Origin of the sequence: Helicobacter valdiviensis, assembly GCF_003245365.1 — a bacterium.
Taxonomy (GTDB): domain Bacteria; phylum Campylobacterota; class Campylobacteria; order Campylobacterales; family Helicobacteraceae; genus Helicobacter_D; species Helicobacter_D valdiviensis.
Genome location: NZ_NBIU01000019.1, coordinates 18,048 through 40,030, shown reverse-complemented (window position 1 = coordinate 40,030; position 21,983 = coordinate 18,048). Strand labels below are relative to the sequence as shown.

At 31.6% G+C, this 21,983-nt stretch carries 20 protein-coding genes, 2 tRNA genes and 1 pseudogene; all 23 read left to right on the top strand.

The window, feature by feature from the left end:
* Positions 1-138 precede the first annotated feature (138 nt).
* The 23 genes and pseudogenes from B6S12_RS06960 (at position 139) to B6S12_RS06850 (ending at position 21,896) form a co-directional block, all read left to right on the top strand.
* The gene (locus B6S12_RS06960) at positions 139-588 is read left to right on the top strand and encodes a DUF3944 domain-containing protein (RefSeq protein WP_111230074.1); all 450 of its coding nucleotides are present in this window, start codon (positions 139-141) and stop codon (positions 586-588) included.
* A 6-nt stretch (positions 589-594) separates the two neighbouring features.
* Positions 595-900, top strand: coding sequence for a YkgJ family cysteine cluster protein (locus B6S12_RS06955; RefSeq protein WP_111230073.1), 306 nt, complete (start codon positions 595-597; stop codon positions 898-900).
* Between the two features lies 1 nt (position 901).
* A complete protein-coding gene (locus tag B6S12_RS06950; RefSeq protein WP_181450989.1) occupies positions 902-1,900 on the top strand; it encodes a hypothetical protein in 999 nt (332 codons plus the stop codon).
* Between the two features lie 34 nt (positions 1,901-1,934).
* Complete coding sequence (locus tag B6S12_RS06945; RefSeq protein ID WP_111230072.1) at positions 1,935-3,593, top strand: hypothetical protein; 1,659 nt, start codon at positions 1,935-1,937, stop codon at positions 3,591-3,593.
* Positions 3,594-3,605: 12 nt separating this feature from the next.
* Positions 3,606-4,474 (top strand): annotated as a pseudogene (locus B6S12_RS06940) (helix-turn-helix transcriptional regulator).
* Positions 4,475-4,594: 120 nt separating this feature from the next.
* The gene (gene nrfH, locus B6S12_RS06935) at positions 4,595-5,104 is read left to right on the top strand and encodes a cytochrome c nitrite reductase small subunit (RefSeq protein WP_111230071.1); all 510 of its coding nucleotides are present in this window, start codon (positions 4,595-4,597) and stop codon (positions 5,102-5,104) included.
* Positions 5,105-5,119: 15 nt separating this feature from the next.
* A complete protein-coding gene (locus B6S12_RS06930) occupies positions 5,120-6,964 on the top strand; it encodes an ammonia-forming cytochrome c nitrite reductase subunit c552 (RefSeq protein ID WP_111230070.1) in 1,845 nt (614 codons plus the stop codon).
* A 161-nt stretch (positions 6,965-7,125) separates the two neighbouring features.
* Positions 7,126-7,926, top strand: coding sequence for a spermine/spermidine synthase domain-containing protein (locus tag B6S12_RS06925; RefSeq protein ID WP_111230069.1), 801 nt, complete (start codon positions 7,126-7,128; stop codon positions 7,924-7,926).
* Entirely contained in the window at positions 7,923-8,522 is a 600-nt protein-coding gene (gene coaE / locus B6S12_RS06920; RefSeq protein WP_111230068.1) for a dephospho-CoA kinase, read from the top strand. The genes B6S12_RS06925 and coaE overlap by 4 nt, the downstream gene beginning before the upstream one ends.
* A 47-nt stretch (positions 8,523-8,569) precedes the next feature.
* Positions 8,570-8,645: transfer RNA gene (locus B6S12_RS06915), tRNA-Ala, on the top strand.
* Positions 8,646-8,660: 15 nt separating this feature from the next.
* A tRNA-Arg gene (locus B6S12_RS06910) sits at positions 8,661-8,737 on the top strand.
* 154 nt (positions 8,738-8,891) lie between these two features.
* On the top strand, positions 8,892-10,199 hold the full coding sequence (locus B6S12_RS06905) for a S41 family peptidase (protein WP_111230067.1): 1,308 nt from the start codon (positions 8,892-8,894) through the stop codon (positions 10,197-10,199).
* Entirely contained in the window at positions 10,189-10,899 is a 711-nt protein-coding gene (gene purC / locus B6S12_RS06900; RefSeq protein ID WP_111230066.1) for a phosphoribosylaminoimidazolesuccinocarboxamide synthase, read from the top strand. The genes B6S12_RS06905 and purC overlap by 11 nt, the downstream gene beginning before the upstream one ends.
* 8 nt (positions 10,900-10,907) lie before the next feature.
* The gene (purS, locus tag B6S12_RS06895; protein ID WP_111230065.1) at positions 10,908-11,144 is read left to right on the top strand and encodes a phosphoribosylformylglycinamidine synthase subunit PurS; all 237 of its coding nucleotides are present in this window, start codon (positions 10,908-10,910) and stop codon (positions 11,142-11,144) included.
* Between the two features lie 2 nt (positions 11,145-11,146).
* A complete protein-coding gene (purQ, locus tag B6S12_RS06890) occupies positions 11,147-11,806 on the top strand; it encodes a phosphoribosylformylglycinamidine synthase subunit PurQ (RefSeq protein WP_111230064.1) in 660 nt (219 codons plus the stop codon).
* Between the two features lie 45 nt (positions 11,807-11,851).
* Positions 11,852-13,090: an SH3 domain-containing protein gene (locus B6S12_RS06885; protein WP_181450988.1), complete on the top strand. Its 1,239-nt coding sequence runs from the start codon at positions 11,852-11,854 to the stop codon at positions 13,088-13,090.
* Positions 13,074-13,757 (top strand): lysophospholipid acyltransferase family protein, encoded by a 684-nt coding sequence (locus tag B6S12_RS06880; protein ID WP_111230062.1) that lies wholly within the window; start codon positions 13,074-13,076, stop codon positions 13,755-13,757. The genes B6S12_RS06885 and B6S12_RS06880 overlap by 17 nt, the downstream gene beginning before the upstream one ends.
* Before the next feature lie 4 nt (positions 13,758-13,761).
* Positions 13,762-15,234 (top strand): hypothetical protein, encoded by a 1,473-nt coding sequence (locus B6S12_RS06875; RefSeq protein ID WP_111230061.1) that lies wholly within the window; start codon positions 13,762-13,764, stop codon positions 15,232-15,234.
* A 59-nt stretch (positions 15,235-15,293) separates the two neighbouring features.
* Positions 15,294-16,886, top strand: coding sequence for a DEAD/DEAH box helicase (locus B6S12_RS06870; RefSeq protein WP_111230060.1), 1,593 nt, complete (start codon positions 15,294-15,296; stop codon positions 16,884-16,886).
* Entirely contained in the window at positions 16,886-18,013 is a 1,128-nt protein-coding gene (locus B6S12_RS06865) for a succinyldiaminopimelate transaminase (protein WP_111230059.1), read from the top strand. Before B6S12_RS06870 ends, B6S12_RS06865 begins: the two co-directional genes overlap by 1 nt.
* Positions 18,004-19,338 (top strand): UDP-N-acetylmuramate--L-alanine ligase, encoded by a 1,335-nt coding sequence (gene murC / locus B6S12_RS06860; RefSeq protein WP_111230058.1) that lies wholly within the window; start codon positions 18,004-18,006, stop codon positions 19,336-19,338. Before B6S12_RS06865 ends, murC begins: the two co-directional genes overlap by 10 nt.
* The gene (locus tag B6S12_RS06855; RefSeq protein ID WP_111230057.1) at positions 19,339-19,689 is read left to right on the top strand and encodes a hypothetical protein; all 351 of its coding nucleotides are present in this window, start codon (positions 19,339-19,341) and stop codon (positions 19,687-19,689) included.
* The gene (locus tag B6S12_RS06850; RefSeq protein WP_111230056.1) at positions 19,686-21,896 is read left to right on the top strand and encodes an endonuclease MutS2; all 2,211 of its coding nucleotides are present in this window, start codon (positions 19,686-19,688) and stop codon (positions 21,894-21,896) included. The genes B6S12_RS06855 and B6S12_RS06850 overlap by 4 nt, the downstream gene beginning before the upstream one ends.
* Positions 21,897-21,983: the final 87 nt, after the last annotated feature.

The following is a 21,983-nucleotide window of genomic DNA, read 5'->3' as shown; positions in this document are numbered from 1 at the left end:
AAAAATTATAGTAAAAAAAATACATTTAGATTTATGAAAAATTTAATTTATTTTTCCTTAATTTGATGGATTGTGGGGGGGGGGGGGGTATAATTACCCTTTTGTTGATTGAAAGTGCAAATTAAATAAGGAGATAAAATGGCATATAAAAAAGATGCGGATTTAGAGTTTTTAAGAGAATTAAAAAATGAAGAAATGAATGATTTAGTAAGTATTATTACACACGATAAAGATGGCTCTGTAAGATGGATAGAACTTTTAAGTGTCAATAAGCTTTATAAAGCACATTATCCAAATCATCAAAAATATTTAGATGTTATCTTAGAAGAGATTCAAAAAATTGGTGGAAATAGTTTTGTAAATACTTTTAGAGGAATTGGGGTTTTATATAAAGAAATTTTGTGTGATGTGGCTGATAAATATAAGGTTAATTATAATAAAAAATCTGATACCGAACTTATAAAAATAAAACTTTTTATGAAGATTTTAGAAACTTCTTTAGACAAAATAAATCAAGGAGATATAAAAATAATTTCCCAGTCTAAAGGCATTAATATTAATTCGATATTAGGAGGTTTTGAAAAATAAAAAGTAATGAAAAATGAAATTTTTCCTTGCACATCTTGTGGGGCATGTTGTAAAAATATAGGCAAAGTAGATGAGTTAAAGGAATTTAATAATAATGGCGTGTGTATAAATTTGCAAAATGATAATACTTGTAAAATTTATCATATGCGTCCTTTGGTTTGTAGAGTGGATGAATTGTATGAAAAATACTTTTCTAAGCAAATGAGTAGAATTGATTTTTATAATGAAAATATAAAAATTTGTAACTCATTACAAGAAAAATTTAATATAGAGAAAAAATATAGAATTAATTTTTTAAATAAGGAGAATTAAAATGGCAGTTCCATTTATTTTGGGCGGTATAGCATTAGCAGCAGGTGCTTTTGGAGCAAAAAAAGCTTATGATGGTTATCAAGATAAGTCTAAAGCTGAAGCTATAAACGATAGTGCGGAGGGTATATTTAATTATTCAAAAGAAAAATTAGAGCAAGCAAGAATCGGTGCGGAAAAATCTTTGGAAAATTTAGGTAGTGCTAAATTGCATATTCATCAAAATTCTTTTAAGGAATTCGTAGAAATTTTTTCAAAAATGAAAAATGTTGAAGTGCAAGATTTTTCAAAAGATGATTTAAATTTTAATATTCAAGAATTTGTTAAATTTACTAAAGAAAGTGTGGTAAGTTTTACAGAATTAGCAGGAGGTGGAATAGCTTCTTTGGGTGCTGGAGCTTTAGCTGGAATTGGAGCATATGGGAGCGTTGGGATGCTTGCTAGTGCTTCAACAGGAACAGCAATAGCATCTTTAAGTGGAGCAGCGGCTACAAATGCTACTTTAGCTTGGCTTGGTGGCGGAAGTTTGGCTGCTGGTGGCTTTGGCATGGCTGGTGGAATGGCAGTATTAGGTGGTATAGTAGCCGCACCTGTTTTGGCTGTAGGAGGATTTTTATACTCAAAAATGGGAGAAAAAGCTTTAGATGATGCAAGAAGTAATTTGGCAAAAGCTAAAACGGCGGCACAAGAAATGGATACTGCGACAATTGCTACAAATGCCATTGCAAATATTGTTATGAATTCTTTAGAAATGATTCAAAAATTAGATGGAATATTATCAAAAGAATTAACAACTTTTAAATTAATGGTTATTAAAGAAAATGATTATACTAAATATAGTAATGGGGAAAAAGATTATATGCAGTATATTGTAAATTTAGTTAAAACTATTAGCGGAATATGTAAAGTCAATGTTTTAACTGAAGATGGCAAAGTAAATGAGGAATTTAAAAAAGCTGTGCAAATAGCAAAAGATTTAAGCGAAAAAATTCAAAGTTTATAAGAGGCGATTTAGCCTCTTAAATTTAGGAGATAAAATGAATGGAAAATTGTTATTTGATGAATTAATGGATGAGCTAAGTACTCAAAGTTTAGCGAGACTAAAACTAAATATTTTTGATTTAAATTCTTATGGCGCAATGGTAGAAAGTGCAAAACTTACTACAAATATGCAAAAAGCTATAGAGCAACATGGCGATAATCCGAATGGTTTTGGGCAGTTTTTTGAAACTTTAGAAATAGGAAAAGAAAATATACAAAGTTCTTATTATAAAATAGGAGAAAAAAGTTTCACCACAGATGAGTTAGCTGATATTAAAAAAGTTTATAATAACGAAGAAATAGGTGGTAAATACAGCCAAGAAAGAAAAGAAAATATTTTAGCAAATTATAGCCCAGAAGAAATAAAAGCTATAGCAACAAATGAAAAATTAATGGAACATGCCACCACAAATCACAACTTAATAGATGTTATAACAATCGATAAAAATGGCAATATTACTACAGAACAACTAAAAGCTGTAAATGATAATATACTTGGTAAAAAATATAATAGGTATTTTGAAGGAGTAGATAGCGTAAGAGTGGATGAAAATACCTATAATAATGCTAAAGAAAAATTACAACAAGCAAAAGAAAATTATAGAAAACATCCTTCAGAAAAAAATAAAGAAACTCTAAAAGAATATGAAGAAAAATTTACTAAGCTTAAAATGGGTTCTAATAAAGAAGAAGCAGGATATACACGAGGTGATGAAAAGAATAAAAACCACACAGATAGTGATAAGGTTATGAAAGAAACTTTAAAAAATCAAGCCAAAGAAACATTAAACAATATCCACCAAACAGGAACAAGTGATATGGCGGTTGTTATGCTTAGTACTTTTGCAAGTGGTGCTTTGTGGGAAATTAAAGATGAATTTATGGATAATAATTCGCAAGATTTTAGTATCAGAATTAAAAGAATAATAACTAAAACAATCGAAAAAGGCTCGGATGCTTATGCAAGAGGTGCAAGTTTTGGGATAGTTGATAGTTTAATAACCATTATATCGCAATTTTTTAAGAAGATAGGTGGACGCTTAAAATATCTTTGGACTAATATTAGAGATGCAGCAAAATCAATATGGAATGCTATTTATTCTTATATAACTGGAAAAATCACGAATTATGCAGAACTTATTAAAATCATTCTTAAATCTTTATTTTCAGCAATTATGGTTGGATTTGCAGTTGCATTAGAAATAGAAATTTCAAATAAGTTAAAAACAATTTTAGGTGAAACTATAGCAGATGTTTTATCAATTGGAATTTCAATATTTATTTGTTCTGTGGCTGTTATTTTATTTTCAAAAACTATAGATTTGACTATAAATGCATTTTTTGGAATTTGTGCTGCAGCTGATATGGCTAAACAAAGAAGAGAAGAGATTGAAAGAGTATATGATGCAATTATGCCTAAAATGATAGAAAATATTAATAATTTAGAAAAATATATCACAGAATATACGATAAATTTACAAAATATGAGTGAAATGAGTTTTAATGAATTGCAAAATGCTTTGCAAGGCAAAAACTATATTCAAGCAAATCAAGGATTAGTAAAATTAGCCAATATATATGGTGTTAATGATTTATTTGAAACAAGGGAGTATTTTGATAATTTTATGGCGAGCGACGAAACACTTAAAGTATAAATAAGGCAAATTATGACTCACGATAAACTTGCAATGCGTCTAGCACAAATTTTAATGCGATTTATGAGGGTGGGAGAATTAGCATTGAGGAGCTTGCAGAGGAGTTTAGTGTAGATAGTAGGACAATTTATAGGGATTTACACCAACGGCTTTCTTTTATGCCTATTAAAAAAGAAAATGGAAAATATTTTTTGGAGCCTTTTGCTTTGGGGAAATTAAGCTTTAAAGATATACAAAATTTCGCTACGCTTAGTGGAATTAGCGAGCTTTATCCGAAGTTAGATTCTAGCTTTATTGTGGATTTATTGAGCGAGAAAATTAATAATGTTTTTTTAATTAAAAATGATGGTTTTGAAAAGGTGGATTATGCACTTTTTGAAGAAATTAGTGTGGCGATTTTAAAGCATTGTGTAATCCATTTCCTCTATAAAGAAAAACTAAGAAAAGCAAAGCCTTATAAATTGGTCAATAATAAAGGAATCTGGTATGTTTTAGCAGATGAGGGGGGTGGTTTAAAGTATTTTGCACTCAATAAAATGGTGGATTTTACAAAAAGCAAAGAGGAATTTATTCCTAGAAAAGAATTAATGCGGGAGATTTTAAATAATGAAAATATGTGGCTAGGGGCAGATAAAGAGGTGCATTTAAAGCTTAAAAAAGAAGCCAAAGAATATTTTTTTAGGAAAAAAATTCTAAACAATTATGAAATTATAAGCGAAGATGAGAGCAGTTTTGTGCTTAAAACAAAAATATCTTATTATGATGAGATTTTAAACATTGTCAAGCAGTGGATTCCTTATATGCAGATACTTAAACCCAAAGAACTAAAAGAAGAACTCCATATTCTTTTAAAAGATTATTTAGAAGATGTAACTAGATAGAATTTATTTGCCAATCATTTACTTTTTGACTTAAATCAAGGAAATTATTTTTTAAAAAGAATACAATTTTGCCATTGAATCTAAAAAGCTGGATTCAAAAATTTTAAAAAGGAGCGTAAATTGGAAGGTAGAAATTCTAAAAAACCTCTTTCATTTTTGGCAATACTTTTTCTTGCTTTAAGTGTGATAATCGTTATTTTTGGATTATATACTTTTTATAATGCTAAAGGAATGTCTTATTTTAGCAATGAAAGTGAAGCATGTAATAATTGCCATATTATGAATGAGGTTTATAACGACTACCAAAGAGGATCGCATTCTCAAAAGATTGCAGGTAAGCCAAGAGCAACTTGTAATGATTGCCATCTGCCCCATGAATTTGTAGAAAAATGGGTAGCAAAAGCACAAAGTGGTTTAGGGCATGCCTATGCTTTTACATTTAAGTTAGATGTTTTGCCTACAAACTTAAGTGCAACACCAAAATCTAAAGATATGGTGCAAAATAATTGTGTGCGTTGCCATAGTGATATGGTAAGCAATGTGGTAAATCCTACGCTAGATCCCCATAACAATAGCGCTTTAAAATGTGTTTCATGTCATGCAGGCGTAGGGCATAAAAGAGGATTTTAATTTTAGGAGGTAAAAATGCAAAAGAAATCACCATTATTACTTGGTTTGATTGTTATTGCTGTGGTTGTTTTAGCCGGATTAGTTTGGTTAAATTCTGATATTAATCAAAAACAGCAAGAAGGAGTAGGAGGCTTAGCTAAAAAGGGCTTTGAAGTGATGAGTGATGAGAATCCCACATTTGATGCGTGGGGGAAAAATTTCCCAGATTATTTGGATATGTATTTAAAAGTAGAAACTCAAGAACCTATCCCAACAGAATTTGGTGGAAATTTAGCATATTCAAAGCTTATTCGTTATCCTCAACTTACAGTTCTTTGGGCGGGCTACCCTTTTAGTTTAGATGCAAATGAAGAAAGAGGACATTTTTTTGTTCAAGCAGATCAAATGGATACAGCAAGAAATAACAAAGATTTCTTAAATGCGCATGGCTTTGCAGCTTTTGGAGGACAGCCTACTGCTTGTATGAATTGCCATAGTGGTTGGACGCCTTGGTTATTGAAAAATGCTTCTAAGGGCGAAAATGAAAGAGAAAAATGGATTTCTTTTAACTCTACTAAATATTGGACAATGATTAAAAATGTTCCAGAAGTAGAAGGAGTAAAAGATCATACAGGCTTACATGGCGGGACAAGAATGGGTGTAACTTGTGCAGATTGTCATAATCCAAATGATATGCAACTAAGAGTTACAAGACAAGCTGCTATTAATGCTTTAGTAGATTTTAGAGGTTATGAAAAAGATCCAGTTACAGGTGTAAAAGCAACGCGTGAAGAGATGAGAACTCTAGTATGCTCTCAATGCCATGTGGAGTATTATTTTAAACCTACAGGAACTAAAGTGAAAGTTATGGGAGAATCCATTGCTAATGATGTAAGTAAAAAATGGTGGAATGGCACTCAAAAAACTTATGATGAAATTGATGTTTGGAGAGAGGGTAATGAGCCTACTGAAATTGAAGTAGATGGTTTAGAGCTAGTTTTCCCATGGGGTGAATGGAAAAAAGGAATGCCTTTTAGAATTGAAATGTTTGATGAATATTATGAAAAAGTAAGAGATGTATTCCCACAAGATTGGGAGCATAAATTCACAAAAGCACCAATGCTAAAAATCCAACATCCAGAATCAGAACTTTATAGCGGTGGGGTGCATGCTGCAAATGGTGTGAGTTGTGCAGATTGCCATATGCCTTATGTAAGAAAAGGAGCTAAAAAGGTAACCCAGCATAATATCACTTCTCCATTACAAGATATTAATGGGGCTTGTAAATCATGCCACACTCAAAGCGAGGAGCAATTAAGAAAGCAAATCTTAGATGTCCAACAATCTATTGCTTATGACTTAAGAAGTGTAGAATATGCAACTGTAAGCTTGATTGAAGATATTAAAGTAATGCGTGAGAAACTAGGAGCAATGGATAAATATCAAAGCAATGGAAAGCCAGATGATAAGAAAATCTCTGCAGTTTTAAAAGAAGTTTTAGAACTTCATAGAAAAGGACAAATGAGAGGAGATTTTGTAGGTGCTGAAAACTCAACAGGTTTCCACAACCCAAGAGAAGCTTCAAGAATGTTGCTTCAAGCACTAGATATGGCAAGATTAGGACAAGCAAAATTAGTAGAGATTGCAAATGCTCATGGAATTAAAGATTTTAAAATTTCTAATCTAGGTTTTGAAGAAATTCAAAAGCTAAATCCAGGAGAAATCCACTATAAAGTAGATATGAATGGTAAAAAAGCAGGAGATCGCTATTATAGCCATGAAGAAGTAAATGGAGCTGCTCCAAAAGAATTATTAGAAAGGGATAAGAATAATAAGCCTTATAACTACAAAGTGTTAGATTCTAAAACTTCTTCTTATTAATACATCAAAAAGCCCAAAGATAATTTGGGTTTTTTGGTGAAAACTTCCTTAAAATTTATTTTTTTATGTTTCATTTTGTATAAACTTATGCAAGTTTGTAAAGAATTAAAGTTTTTTTTACAAAAAATACAATACGCTTAGGAAAAATAAAAAGGCTAATAATGTGGGTTTCAAAAACTTATCCTAATAAAATCCAACAAGAGTATTCTATTAAGAATAAAATTTGTGATGTAAAAGGCGTAAAACATCATTTAGAAATTTTTCTAAGCGATACTTTCTTGCAGATTGCTAAGATTGATGATAATTTGTATTTGCAAAGTTTTATGAAAGCAAAAAGTGAATTTTTAGCGCATATTGGTATTTGCTCTTATAAAGAAACTCCTAAACGCGTTTTGGTAGCTGGAGGTTTTAATTTAGAGCTTGCCTATGAGCTTTTAAAATATGATTTTTTAGAGGTAGATTTTTTACAATTTGATTTGAAGATTTTAGAATCTTTAGTGGGCTTTTTCCCTCATTTTAAAGAAGTGATGGAACATAAAAGATTTAGACATATCCCCCAAACTAAAGAAGAATTTTTAGAGCAGAATGCACAAAGAAAACAAGAATATGATGTTATTTTTGATTTTACTTGCAAGGGCGGAGTGGAAAATATTCTAGCTAAAGAGGGTATATTGATTACAGAGCTTCCTCATTTGCTATTGGATATAGAAGATGCTAAGGCAAAAATGGCATTATTGTGTGAGGAGTTTAGGGTAAAAATGCCTTTTGTGTTGCCTTTAGATTATGGAATGGATAATTGCTTTTTATTAGCTTCTAAAAAATATCATCCAACAGCAGATATTGCACTCCAAAGGGCAGATATGCTAGAGGATTTAGAGTATTATCATCCTATTTTGCACCAAAGTGCATTTGTCTTGCCAAAAGGTATTAAAAATGCTTTAAATGGGATTGCCAAAAATTGAGTTTAAAATATGCAATAGTGCTTAGTGGGGGTATAGGAAGCGGTAAAAGCACGAGTGCTTCCCTTTTGAAACTCTATGGCTATAAGGTGATTTGTGCTGATAGCATAGCACATTTAAAGCTTGAGGAATGTCAAGCAGAAATTGTAAAAGAATTTGGCAAGGAAATTTTACAAGAAGGAAAAATCCATAGAAAAAAATTAGGAGAAATTGTTTTTAATAATCAAGACAAAAAACAAAAATTAGAGGCTTTATTACACCCTAAAATTAAAGAGGAAATTTTAAAACTTGCTAAAATAGAGGAAGAAAAAAAAGTTTTTTATTTTATTGATATTCCTTTATTTTTTGAAACAAAAAATTATGAAATTAAAGAGAGTTTGTTGATTTATGCTCCACAAAATATACAATTAGAGCGTGTGATATTACGCGATCATTGTTCCAAAGAAGAGGCATTGTTAAAAATTTCTCATCAAATGTCTATGGAGGAAAAGAAAAAAAAAGCAAGCTATGTGATAGAAAATACAGGAACTTTAGAGGAATTGCAAGAGCAAATTGAAAAATATTTAACAAGTTATTTGCCAAATTTAAAAATTTATTGAAAAATTAAGAAACCTTTGGGTAAAATCCCAAGCTTAAAGTAGCTTTTGGGGTGTTAGCTCAGCTGGGAGAGCGCAACGCTGGCAGCGTTGAGGTCAGGAGTTCGATCCTCCTACACTCCACCAGTTTTTACCCCTTGTGCGTCCGTAGCTCAGCTGGATAGAGCAACAGGTTGCGGTCCTGTAGGTCGGGGATTCGAATTCCTCCGGGCGTACCACTCTATAGAGACAACTAAACAGTTTATACTTCAATAATATTTATTTCTAAAATTAAAGACTTCTTAGCTAAAAGAGCAAAAAATTCATACTTATATTTTTTTTAAGAGAGATTGAGATACAATCCTTAGCTTATATTACTTTTAGGTTGAGAGAATGAAACAGATTCGAGCTTATTTTGGTGGTTGGTTTCTAGTATTGTTGTTGGCATTAAGCATGCAAGCTTATGCAGAAGCAAAAAATGCGGAAAATTCTAGATTAGATGCTTACAATAAACTAAGAAAGGTTATTGGGACAATTGAGAATTATTATGTGGATGAGCTTACGCTAGATGAGATTGTAGATAAAGCTATTGATGGGCTTTTAACTAATCTTGATGCACATTCAGCATATTTAGATGAGAAAAAATTTGAAGAGTTAAAGATACAGACTAATGGGGAATTTGGTGGTATTGGTATTACAATTGCTCTAAAAGATGGAGGAATTACAATTGTAGCTCCTATTGAAGGGAGTCCAGGTGATAAAGCAGGCTTAAAAAGTGGAGATATTATTTTAAAGATTAATGATGAAAGCACGCTTAGTATGAGCCTAGATGATGCAGTCAATAAAATGCGTGGAAAGCCTAAAACAAAAGTGCAATTAACCATTGTGAGAAAAAATACTCCAAAGCCTTTAGTTTTTGATATTGTAAGGGATAATATCAAAGTAGAATCTGTTTATGTAAAAGGTATTGAGGGGACAGATTATGCTTATGTTAGAGTAACTTCTTTTGATAAAAATGTTAGTAAAAGAGTATTGGAAGAGCTAAAAAAGATTAAGAATTTAAAAGGTATTGTGTTAGATTTAAGAAATAATCCTGGAGGTTTATTAAATCAGGCTGTAGGATTAAGCGATATTTTCTTAAAAGAAGGAATTATTGTTTCTCAAAAAGGTAGAGTAGAGGATGAGAATGTTGTATATAAAGCTAATGCTAAAACTCCTTATGCAGATGTGCCTTTAGCAGTCTTGATTAATAATGGAAGTGCAAGTGCAAGTGAAATTGTAGCAGGTGCATTGCAGGATAATAAAAGAGCAGTTTTGGTGGGTGAAACAACTTTTGGTAAAGGAAGCGTGCAAGTAGTTTTACCTACAGAGAAAAAAGAAGCCATTAGACTAACCATTGCAAGATATTATTTGCCAAGCGGTAGAACAATCCAGGCAGTGGGAGTAACTCCAGATATTGAAGTGCAACCAGGCGTTGTTCCTAATGAGGATAATTTACTAACCTTAAAAGAATCAGATCTCAAAAAACATTTAGCAGGTGAGCTAGAGAAAATCACAAAAGATAAGCCTAAGAAAGCTGAAGTAAATACAAACCAAATCACAAAAGCACAAATTATGAATGATATTCAACTAAAGAGTGCCATTGATGTGGTTAAAACTTTATCATTAATTAATTCTAAAGGAACAAACAATGCAAATTAAAGAAATGATGTATGAGGGAAAAGGAAAGAAACTTTTTTTTACAGAGGATGCAAATTTAGTAGTTTCGCAGTTTAAAGATGATTTAACTGCTTTTAATGCTGAAAAAAGGGGAAGTGAGCAAGGGAAAGGGATTTTAAATTGTAAAATTTCTTCAGAAATTTTCAAACTTTTAGAGCAAAATGGCATTAAAACACATTATGTAGAAACTTTAAGCGATGATAAAATGCTTTGCAAGAAAGTAAATATTATTCCTATTGAAGTTGTTGTAAGAAATGTAGCAACAGGTTCTCTCTCTAAAAGATTAGGTATTAAAGAGGGGAGTGTATTGCCTTTTACTTTAGTAGAATTTTATTATAAAGATGATGCACTAGGAGATCCACTCATTAATGATGAGCATGCTTTGATTTTAGGTTGTGCAAAATCTATAGAGGTTTTAGATAAACTAAGAGAAAACGGAAGAGCAGTCAATGAGGTTTTAAGAAAATTCTTTGATGAAAAAAATCTAATTTTGGTGGATTTTAAACTAGAATTTGGAATAGATAGCCAAGGAGAAATACTTTTAGCAGATGAGATTACTCCAGATAGTTGTAGGTTTTGGGATAAAGACACTAAAGAAAAGTTAGATAAAGATAGATTCAGACAAGATTTAGGCAATGTTAAAATGGCTTATGAAGAAATTTTAAAGAGAATTTTAAATTAGGGAAATATATGCAAGTAGAAGTGATTGTTAAATTAAAAAATGGAGTTTTAGATCCTCAAGGTAAGGCAATTTGTCACGCTTTGCATTCTCTAGGGCATAAAAATATAGAAGAAGTGAGTGTGGGGAAAAGAATACTTTTAGAAGTAAAAGGCGAGGATAAAGAAGAAATTAAAAAAGAAGTAGAGCAAATGTGCCAAACATTGCTAGCAAATGTAGTGATTGAAGATTATGAGGTAAAGCTATAAAAATGAGTGTTGCGATTTTACAATTTTTAGGAACCAATTGTGAGTATGATATGGAGTATGCTTTCAAGCTTTTGGGAGCACAAACACAGATTGTATGGCATAAAGAAGAAGAGTTGCCTAAAAACACAAAATTAGTTGTAATACCAGGTGGCTTTAGTTATGGAGATTATCTAAGAAGTGGAGCTATTGCGCGTTTTTCTCCTATTATGAAGGCAGTGGCAGATTTTGCAAAAAAAGGCGGATATGTGCTTGGAATATGCAATGGTTTTCAGATTTTGCTAGAAAGTGGCTTATTGCCGGGTGCAATGAAGCGTAATGAAAATTTGCATTTTATTTCTAAAGTAGAGCCTTTAAGAGTGGTTAATAATCAAAATGTGTTTTTAGAAAAATTTCAAAAAGATGAAATTGTAGAAATTCCAATAGCACATGCAGAAGGGAATTATTTTATTGATGCACAAGGCTTAGAAGAGCTTAGAGAAAACCATCAAATCTTGCTAGAATATGTAACAAACCCTAATGGCTCTTTAAGCAATATTGCAGGAATTTGCAATAAAGAAAAAAATGTATTTGGGCTTATGCCTCATCCAGAAAGAGCTATGGAAAATGTGTTGGGTAAAAGTGGCGGATATAAAATGCTTGAAAGTTTTATGAGGGTTTTATAAAGTCTTATGAAGGTTTTGATTTTATTTCTTGCTTTGTTTACATATATGTTTGCAGAAGAAACGCAAATGTTTCCACAAACCCCTGCAAGCAATTATAATCCAAACTATGAACACAAAGAATCTGGGCAAAATACTTTCAAACAAGCAGAGATTTTGCAGGAGCAAAATACAAAAAATACACCTCTTATAGAAGAAAAAGAGGTGGAGAGTAAAGGAGAGTTTGGGGAGGATTTGTTAAATCCTAGTGTGAAAAATCCTCAAAAAGAACAATTTGTTCCTAATCCTCTAATAGCCTCAAAGTTGCTTTATGTAGATTTGTTAAATCCTCCTAGTGCGATTTTGTATGTCAATCAAATTGTGCCTTATGAAGTTAGGGTGATGGCGTTTTCTTCTTATAATACCATTGTGGTAGATTTTAGCAATGAAACTTCTATAGAGGTTTTAAATAAAGATCAAAATTGGAGCATTCAAGGGGATGGAACATTAACAAATACTTATTATCTTAAAATCAAACAACCAAACTATAAAATCCCAGATATTAGTATTACGTTAAACACTAAAGAAGGGGAAGCCAAAGAAGTTTTAAAGGGTATAAGCGGAAAGGCAATTAATTTGGAAAAATCTAATTTTTCTTCAGTAATTGCACAAGAACTTATTATTAAAGACACAAAAATCACTTCTTATGATGAAAATAATAATCTTGCTGTATTTCAGTTAAAAAGCAAGGTGGGAAATTTACTAGATTTTAAGCTAAAACAATACAAGCAACAAGGGATTGAAAGTAAAAGTGGTGATATCTCTAATATGGAAGTTTTTTACTATGTGATTGTCTCAAAAGAATTAGAAGAAATTTCTTTTGAATATTTTAATACAGAGAAATCTTCTTATGCAGAATTAAAAGTTCCAAATTTACCAGAAGATGATAGAGTAAGCACGCAAAGCGATATTAAACCTAAGAATAATTACCAAATTTATCAAATTTTAATACTTATTGTGGTGGCATTGTTATTTTTAGGACTGTATTTTTATAAAAGAAAGTGGATTTTTATTATTTTTGCTATTTTGCCGCTTGTAGGAATAGTCTATATTCTCTCTATTAGAACTTCAGCAACTTTAATCCCCAATGCAATAGTGCGTATCCAACCTACTTATAATTCAACAATAATCCTGCAAACAACAGGGACTTTAAAAGTAGATGTGATTACGCAAAAAAGAGGTTATTATAAAATAGTTTTAGAAGATGGAAAAATAGGGTGGGTAAAAGAAAATGATATCCAAAATTAGAGCGGTTAGTGCCGTTGTTTATACGCTTTTAGTGATACCTTTTAGTATTTTGTTTATGTATTTATTGCCAAAATACCATAGAAAAATTAGAAAGATTACTGCAGATTTTTTTTATAAGATTTTTTTTGTTAAAGCAGAAGAGATTGGAGAAATTGATAAAGAGGCACAAATTTTAGTGATGAATCATCAAAGTTTTATGGATGTGATTTATTTAGAAGCAAAGCATCCTAAAAATCTTTGCTGGATTGCCAAAAAAGAATTAGGAGAGCCCTTTTTATATGGGCATGCACTTAAAGCCCCTAAAATGATTTTAATCAATCGCGAAAGCAAAAAAGAGCTTATTTATCTTCTAAAGGAAGCTAAAGATAGATTAGAAGATAATAGAGTGCTTTGTATTTTTCCAGAAGGAACGCGTTCTAATGGAGAAGAAAAGTTCTTGCCCTTTAAAATGGGTGCGAAAATTTTAATAGAAAAATACAATTTAAAGGTGCAACCTATAGTTTTTTGTGGAACAAGAAAAAATTTAGAGATTGGGAAGCTAAAATTTAATAATTCTAAGTTTTTTGTAAAATATCTCCCTTCTATTACGCCTAATGGAGAAAATTGGTATGAAGAGTTAAAAACCAATATGGAGAAAGAATATTTAGAGCTTTATAATAAAGGCTAAAACTATGCATGGCAAGATCGTTAGGTATTTAAATAGCAATGGTAAAGGGGTTGTGATTAATGTTTCTAAAATGCTATTTGAATTTACCAAAGAAACTTGGCATGATAAAAAAGTTATTCCTATGGTTGGAATGTTTGTGGAGTTTCGTTGCAATGATAACCATCAAGTTACAGATTGTAGGGTTTCAAAATTTCAAGAATTTAGCAAAAATAGTTTATTAAAAGAGAGTAATTTTTGGCATAGTGAGAGTGATGAGGAGCTAGAGACACTAGAGGCTAATTTGCGTGATGCACGAGTGCAACAAATCTACAAAAATACAGATTATGATACGCTAAATGCTGTTCCGCTTACTATAAAAATCACAGAAGCAATTAAAAAATATTTTTATCAGGAATTTTTGGCAATTAGTTTTTTAAATGATTTGCGGTTTGAAAACTCTTTGGTTTTATTGGATTTTTTCTTGGTGAAACGCTTTGTGTTTAAGGTTTTGGATACTTTATTGTTTAATGATAAAACTGTAGCAAAAGATGATTTTGTAGAAGAGCTTAGCGTGATTACTAGGCTTGAAACTTCTTTTAATGATATAACGCGTAACCAAAATATCCGTATAGAGCAAATCTTTGAAAACAATTTTTTATTAGAACAAACACATTTTCAAGCCCTAAAAGCTGCGATTGAAAACACAAAAGATACATTAAAAATGTATGATAAGAGAATTGCAAGTTTAAAAAGTGAATTATTAATTCTTACAAGAAGATTGCAAAGTGATCCTAAAAATTCTGATTTTTTAAAAAAGCAAGAAAAAATCAAAGAAGAATTAGAGTTTTTAAAAGGTGAAATCCAAAAATTAGATACAAGGTATGTGCGTTTAGATTCTATGCAGAGAAGATTTTATGAACATCATTTTCAATCTTTTGAATATTTGTTTTTAAAAACTCATAAAATGCTTCAAAAGAAAATACAAAATGGTTTAGATATTTGTGCGACTATTTTGGATGATAAAATTTATCACAAATCTTTAAAATCTACAGCCATGAAAAATTGTTACTTTAAATATCCTGAGAATGAAAAGCCACCTATTGCGACAAGCTTTATGTATCAGTATTTAGAGAGGTTAAATAAGGATAGATTGAATGAAGGAGATAAAAAATTATATTTATATTCACAAAAGATAGATAGAATGTATAAAAAATTTTTTTTAGTTGTAAGTTCTGATGAAAAAAGTGCTTTGGAACTTAAAATGCAGATTTTAGAACAAAATAAATTTAATTGTGTTAAAGTTGCATCCAAGCAAATTCTATTTTTAGGAATGGTTAGAGAAATAGAATTTAGTGAAATTTATATAGATTCAATGCATATTTGGGAAAGTCCCCAAAAGCTTATTGAAGAGATAAAAACTTTTAAAGTTAATCAAAATACCCCTATTAAAACCCTTACAAATTCACAAAAAGTTAATAGATTTGGCTTTAGTGAGTAGGTGAAGTTAAAAAGAGTATGATATAATTTTAAACAATTTACAAATAAAGTTTTAAAAATATGAGAAATCAAGTAAAAAAAACCAGACAAAAACAGCAAGATGATTTTAATGAAGCCAGTGAGGGCGGATTTTTAGAATTTGGACTTAAAAAAAATATCTTAAAAGGTATTAAAGAGGCAGGCTTTAGTGAGCCAAGTCCTATCCAAAAAGAAGCGATTCCGCTTATTTTAGATGGATTAGATGTAATAGCACAAGCTCAAACGGGCACAGGTAAGACAGCAGCTTTTGCACTCCCTTTGGTGAATAATTTAAAGCACAATGGGGAAATTGAAGCATTGGTTTTAACTCCTACAAGAGAGTTGGCTATGCAAGTGAGTGATGAGATTTTTAAATTAGGAAAATACAATAAAGTTAAAACAATCTCTTTGGTAGGGGGACAGCCTATTAGGCGTCAAGTAGAGCTTTTGGCTAAAAAGCCACAAGTAGTGATTGCAACTCCAGGAAGATTGCTAGATCATTTAAGAAATGATAGATTGGAAAATTTTTATCCTAGTGTCGTAGTTTTAGATGAATCAGATGAAATGCTAGATATGGGCTTTTTAGACGATATTGAAGAGATTTTTACTTATTTGGAGAATGAGCGACAAACTCTTTTATTTTCTGCGACAATGCCAACTCCCATTAAACATTTAGCACAAAAGATTCTAAATAGCCCTAAGCTTATTAAAATTACCCAAGAAGATAGCACTAATCAAGACATTACCCAACGCTATTATATTATCAATGAAGCAGAGCGAGAAGATGCTATTATGCGCTTGATTGATAGCGAGATGCCTGCTAAGGCAATTATTTTTACGCGTATGAAAAAAGAGGCAGATATTTTAGCAGAGAGATTGAAAAATCATGGATATAAAGCAGCAGCTTTGCATGGTGATATGGAGCAAAGAGAGAGAATGCAGTCTATGAAAGCTTTTAAAAATTCTAGTGTAAATATTTTAGTAGCTACAGATATTGCAGCAAGAGGGCTTGATATTAGTGGAGTTAGCCATGTGTTTAATTTTCATATTCCACTAAATCCAGAATCTTATGTGCATAGGATTGGAAGAACAGGAAGAGCGGGCAAAAAGGGAATTGCTATTACCCTTGCAACACCTCTAGAATTTAAAGAAATTAGACGCATTAAAGAAAATACAAAAGCTACTATAGAGCTTTATGAGATACCAAATTTAGAAGATACACTTAGTAAAAAAGATACTTTTTGGCTAGAGAAGATTTTAAAGCATCCAATTAGTGATGAAGCCTTAAGAGTGTATGAGCAAATTAGAGGGAATGCAGATATGACACAACTTGTTTGTAAGCTTCTTTCTATGGTTTTAAAAGAACAAGAAGTTTTGGGGCCTAATAAAATTGGACTGGATAAAAAAGATTTGAATGCTTTTAAAAAAGAATTAGAAGCAGAACCTATTAAAAGAGCAAGAGCAAGAAGAGGCAGACAAAAAGCAGAGGCTAAACCTAGAGAAAATAGAGGTAATAAACAAAAGCCTAGAGAGGAATTAAAAACACAAAACAAAAAAGGAAGTAAAAGAGGAAGCACAAGGCAAGCTCAAGCAGGAAGAAAAACTTCTAATAAACGCAATAAAAGGAGAGGATAATGGAATTTCAACCCTACCCTTTTGAAAAGCTTCAAGGGCTTATTAAAGATATAGGAACAAACAAAGAAAGCATACTTTTAACTATAGGGGAACCCCAGTTTGCTACTCCTAGCCTTGTTACGCAAGCTTTAAAGGAAAATGTAGAGCTTTTAAACAAATACCCAAAAACAGCAGGTGAAGAAGAGCTAAATAGCACAATGCGTGAGTTTGTCAAAAAGCGTTTTAATGTAGAGTTGCAAAAAAATGAACTTTTATCAACTTTTGGCACAAGAGAGGTTTTGTTTAATTTTCCACAATTTTTTCTATTTTCTAAAAAAAATCCAACCATAGCTCACCCAAATCCTTTCTATCAGATTTATGAGGGTGCTGCTATTGCATCGCGTGCTAAAAGTATTTATATGAATCTTACACAGGAGAATGGTTTTAAACCAACTCTTAGCAAAGAGCAAATGAAAGAATGCGATTTAGTGATTTTAAATTCTCCAAACAATCCTACAGGGGCTACTTTAAGTCTTGAAGAGCTAAAACAATGGGTAAAATATGCACTAGAATTTGACTTTTTGCTCCTAAGTGATGAGTGTTACAGTGAAATTTACACATTACAAAAGCCACATTCTATTTTAGAAGCCTCCTTGGCGGTAGGGAATAAAGAATTTAAAAATGTTTTAGCACTTAATTCTATCTCAAAGCGTTCTAATGCACCAGGTTTAAGAAGTGGATTTATCGCAGGGGATAGTAAGATTTTAAGTTCTTATGCGACTTATCGCACTTATATAGGCTGTGCTTCTCCACTTCCTTTGCAAAAAGCAGCGATTAAAGCATGGGGAGATTTAGAACATCCACAAAATGCACGCAATGAATATGCAAAAAATCTCACTTTAGCTAAAGAGATTTTAGGGGTAGAAGTGCCTAGTGAGACTTTTTATGTATGGCTTAAAGTGGAAGATGATTTAAGTTTTACAAGAAGACTTTTAAAAGAGCAAAATATTTTGGTTTTACCTGGTAGTTTTCTTTCTCGCATAGATGAAAGGGGAGTAAATCCAGGAAAAAACTATGTAAGATTAGCACTTGTTTATGAAGAAGAGAAGATTAAAAAAGCATTGATGGGGATTAAACATTGTCTATAAAAGATTATAAGAAAATACATTTTATTGGAATAGGTGGGATTGGGATTTCAGCGATTGCAAAATTTTTAAAAGCACAAGGTTTTATTGTAAGTGGTTCTGATTGCAATGAAGGAAGTATGACAAAAGAACTTAAGAGCTTAGGAATACCTATTAATATTCCTCATAATGCTAGTGTAATAAAAGATTTTGATTTAGTGGTGCATTCTGCAATTATTAAAGAAGACAATGAAGAGATTAAAGAAGCAAAGAGACAAAATATTCCCGTGCTTTCACGAAAGGAAATGCTACCCCTTATTTTGCAGGATAAAAAAGTCTATGCAGTAGCAGGGGCACATGGAAAAAGCACAACTACTGCAATTTTGAGTGCAATTATGCAAGATTTTAGTGCATTAATTGGAGCAGAAAGCAAGGAGTTTAAATCAAACACACGAGCATTGAGTGGTAATGGAGTGGTTTTTGAAGCAGACGAATCTGATAAAAGCTTTTTAGAATGCAATCCAACTTGTGCGATAGTTACAAATGCAGAGCCAGAACATATGGAAACTTATGGACATAATTTAGAAGAGTTTTATAAGGCTTATTATAACTTTTTAAAACAGGCTAAAAAAAGGGTAATTAACGCAGAAGATAAGTTTTTAGGTTCATTAGATTTAGAAGCGATTAGATTATATCCTAGTAAGGATATTAGTGAGGTGGAATATTTTTTAAAAGAGGGTGAGCCTAGAATGCGTTTTAGGCTACAAAATGGGGGGCGTGATTTTGGAAAATTTGAAGTTTATGGTTTAGGAGAGCATATTTTAATAGATGCAGCATTGGCAATTTTAAGTGTTGTGGATATTTTGGATTTAGAAACCCTAAAGCGAAATCTTCAAAGGTATAGGGGTATTAAGAAGCGTTTTGATATTTTGGCTCATCAAGATTGTATTATTATTGATGATTATGCCCATCACCCCACAGAAATTAAAGCCACGCTAGAAGCATTGCAAAAATATAAAGAACTAGTGGGAGGAGGGGAGATACAGGCTATATGGCAACCCCATAAATATTCTAGAGTATTGGATAACTTAGAAGAATTTGTAGAATGCTTTAGAGGAGTGAGTAAGCTTATTATTCTGCCAGTATATGCAGCAGGAGAGAAAAAAGTAGAAATTGATTTTAAAAAGCTTTTTGCCTCTTATAATCCAATTTTTGCAGATTATATTCAAAGAGATCAGGATAGATTGATTGTCTATAAAGAAGGAAGAGAAATAGAACTTATTTGTAAAGGGATTGTGATTGGTTTTAATGCAGGGGATTTAACATATCAATTAAGAGGGGGCATTTAAATGTTTTGGGTTATTTTTGCTTGTGTTATAGTTGCAATTATTTTGCTTATGCAAATTTTAGTGAGATTAGAGATTATAGATGCAAAATTCAAAATTTGGCTTGGAGTGGCTTTGTTGTTAATTGGAGTTGGAATAGGTGTGTTTAATTTTTATCAAGAAAAAGGTGATAAAGAACTCACTTATTTGGCACAGAAATTTTTAGAAGGTAGTGTTTTAGTATGTATAGATAAGGATAAAGAAATACAAGCAGATAATAAGAAGTTTAATTTTATAAGTGGCACGATGACTTTAGTAGATAAAGAGAAAAATATCCAAACTCTTTCTTTAAAAAGGTGTAAAATTAAAGAATGAATAAACTCATTAAGCAGTTAGATTTAGAGCAATATTTGAAAGTCTATGAGAGCTTTTTAGCACGCAAAAAAGAGCTTTTTTTGCAGGGGGATAGCAAGATACATTTAAATTTTATTAAAGAGCTTGATAAAATCCCTTTTAATCCTCCACCCCCTCTTAAAGAACTTGATAAAGAATTACAACTTTTAAAGAAATTTGGATATTTAAAGCTAGAAGAAATTTATGAATTTATTAAGATTGTTCGCTATTTTAGATATTTAAAGAATTTGCGTGTTAGTGGAGTTTTGTTAGAATGGCTAGAAGCCATTAAAATCCCACAAGCTCTCTTGGAGATTTTGGAAGTTTTTAATCAAGAAGGAGAGATTAAAGAGGGCAAATATTTAGAATTGGATAGTTTAAATGTGGGGATTAGTAAGGTTAAAAGAGAGATAGGAAATCATCTTAGCTCCTTATTAAGCCACAATAAAATTACCCCCTATCTAGTAGATAAGCAAATCCATTTGGTGAATGATTGTGAATGTTTGCTTTTAAAAGCAGGATTTAGCCATGTGTTAAAGGGGCAAATTATGCACCGCTCTAATACAGGTTTTTTTTATGTTGTTCCTCAAGGTGTGGCAAGCTTAAAGGACCGCTTAGAAGACTTGCAAAATAAAAAAGAGGAAGAGCTTTTTAAAATTTGTAAGGAATTTTCAAGTATTTTTAATAAGCATTTGTTGTTTTTGGAATTTATTAATAAAGAGTTTGATAGATTTGATTCCTATCAAGCTAGATTGTTGTTTGCTAAAGCAAAAGATTATGAGTTTTTAGCACCTAAAGAAAATGAAAGTAGAATTATTATAAGAGGCTTTAAACATCCAGCACTTAAAAAGCCAAAACCCATTAATCTTGACTTTGTGGGTGAGATTTTAATGGTAACAGGAGTAAATGCAGGGGGTAAAACTATGCTTTTAAAATCGCTTCTTAGTGTAGTTTTTCTATCCAAACATCTTATGCCAATGCCACTTCTAGCAAACCAAAGCAGTATAGGGAATTTTAAAGGAATCCATTTAGTGTTAGAAGATCCGCAAAATAGTAAAAATGATATTTCTACTTTTGGTGGAAGAATGTTGCAATTTAAAGAGATACTAGCACAAAAAAATGCAATCATTGGTGTAGATGAAATAGAGTTAGGAACAGATAGTGATGAGGCTGCAAGTCTTTTTAAAGTGCTTTTAGAAAATTTGTTATTGCGTCAAAATAAAATTATTATCACCACGCACCATAAAAGACTAGCTGCATTGATGGCACATGATAAAAGAGTGCAGCTTTTAGCTGCTTTGTTTGATGAAGAAAGAGAAATGCCAACTTTTAGCTTTTTAGATGGCACTATCGGAAAAAGCTATGCTTTTGAAACAGCAGTGCGTTATGGCATACCTAGAAATCTTGTGAATGAGGCAAAAAAACTCTATGGAGAGGATAAAGAAAAGCTTAATGAGCTTATAGAAAATTCAGCAAGACTAGAAATTAAATTACAAGAAGAGATTAAAAAAGCAGAGCAAAAAAGAGCAAGCTTGGATCAAAAATTACAAAATTTAAAAGATTTAGAAAATACACTAGAAAATAAATACCAAGCACGCAAAAATGAGTTAGAAAGAATCTATTATGATGCAATTAATGAGGCTAAAAAAGCCGTGAAAATGCAAGATAGCAAAGAGATTCATAGAAGTATGAATGAAGCAAGTAAGATTTTAAAAAATCTGCAAACAGAAAAGAAAAATCTAAAAGAGGAAGAAAAGAAAAGCTTTAAAGTAGGAGAGAGAGTAAAATATCTCTCCCAAAAAGGTATTGTTTTAAATCTTGGTAAAGAGAGTGCAAATATAGAGCTTGATAGTGGTATGAAAATTAAAGTTTCCCTAAAAGATCTTAAAAAAAGTGGAAATGAACCACAGATTAAAAAAGCTTCTTTTAAAGTAGAAAATCCAAAAAATGCACAAGTAAAGCTTGATTTGCACGGAATGAGGGCAGATGAAGCCATAGAAAAATTAGATACTTTTATATCTAATAGTCTTGTTGCAGGTTTTGATGAAGTATTAGTCTATCATGGAATAGGCACAGGAAGATTATCAAGCGTTGTAAGAGATTTTTTAAGCACGCACCCTAAAGTATTGGAGTTTATTGATGCTCCTCCACAGATGGGTGGATTTGGTGCGAAAATTATCAAACTTTAAGGAGAACAGATGAAAAAAGCATTTGTATTGGTTGGAATTGTGTTGGCACTTTTTGTGGTAAGTGGTTGTGAGAAGACAGATTATCAG

Excerpts from the sequence above, each read along its gene's own strand:
- B6S12_RS06960 (WP_111230074.1), top strand. The coding sequence starts at position 139 with ATGGCATATAAAAAAGATGCGGATTTAGAGTTTTTAAGAGAATTAAAA.
- B6S12_RS06955 (WP_111230073.1), top strand. The coding sequence starts at position 595 with ATGAAAAATGAAATTTTTCCTTGCACATCTTGTGGGGCATGTTGTAAA.
- B6S12_RS06950 (WP_181450989.1), top strand. The coding sequence starts at position 902 with ATGGCAGTTCCATTTATTTTGGGCGGTATAGCATTAGCAGCAGGTGCT.
- B6S12_RS06945 (WP_111230072.1), top strand. The coding sequence starts at position 1,935 with ATGAATGGAAAATTGTTATTTGATGAATTAATGGATGAGCTAAGTACT.
- B6S12_RS06930 (WP_111230070.1), top strand. The coding sequence starts at position 5,120 with ATGCAAAAGAAATCACCATTATTACTTGGTTTGATTGTTATTGCTGTG.
- B6S12_RS06925 (WP_111230069.1), top strand. The coding sequence starts at position 7,126 with ATGTGGGTTTCAAAAACTTATCCTAATAAAATCCAACAAGAGTATTCT.
- B6S12_RS06905 (WP_111230067.1), top strand. The coding sequence starts at position 8,892 with ATGAAACAGATTCGAGCTTATTTTGGTGGTTGGTTTCTAGTATTGTTG.
- purC (WP_111230066.1), top strand. The coding sequence starts at position 10,189 with ATGCAAATTAAAGAAATGATGTATGAGGGAAAAGGAAAGAAACTTTTT.
- purS (WP_111230065.1), top strand. The coding sequence starts at position 10,908 with ATGCAAGTAGAAGTGATTGTTAAATTAAAAAATGGAGTTTTAGATCCT.
- purQ (WP_111230064.1), top strand. The coding sequence starts at position 11,147 with ATGAGTGTTGCGATTTTACAATTTTTAGGAACCAATTGTGAGTATGAT.
- B6S12_RS06885 (WP_181450988.1), top strand. The coding sequence starts at position 11,852 with ATGTTTGCAGAAGAAACGCAAATGTTTCCACAAACCCCTGCAAGCAAT.
- B6S12_RS06880 (WP_111230062.1), top strand. The coding sequence starts at position 13,074 with ATGATATCCAAAATTAGAGCGGTTAGTGCCGTTGTTTATACGCTTTTA.
- B6S12_RS06875 (WP_111230061.1), top strand. The coding sequence starts at position 13,762 with ATGCATGGCAAGATCGTTAGGTATTTAAATAGCAATGGTAAAGGGGTT.
- B6S12_RS06870 (WP_111230060.1), top strand. The coding sequence starts at position 15,294 with ATGAGAAATCAAGTAAAAAAAACCAGACAAAAACAGCAAGATGATTTT.
- B6S12_RS06865 (WP_111230059.1), top strand. The coding sequence starts at position 16,886 with ATGGAATTTCAACCCTACCCTTTTGAAAAGCTTCAAGGGCTTATTAAA.
- B6S12_RS06855 (WP_111230057.1), top strand. The coding sequence starts at position 19,339 with ATGTTTTGGGTTATTTTTGCTTGTGTTATAGTTGCAATTATTTTGCTT.
- B6S12_RS06850 (WP_111230056.1), top strand. The coding sequence starts at position 19,686 with ATGAATAAACTCATTAAGCAGTTAGATTTAGAGCAATATTTGAAAGTC.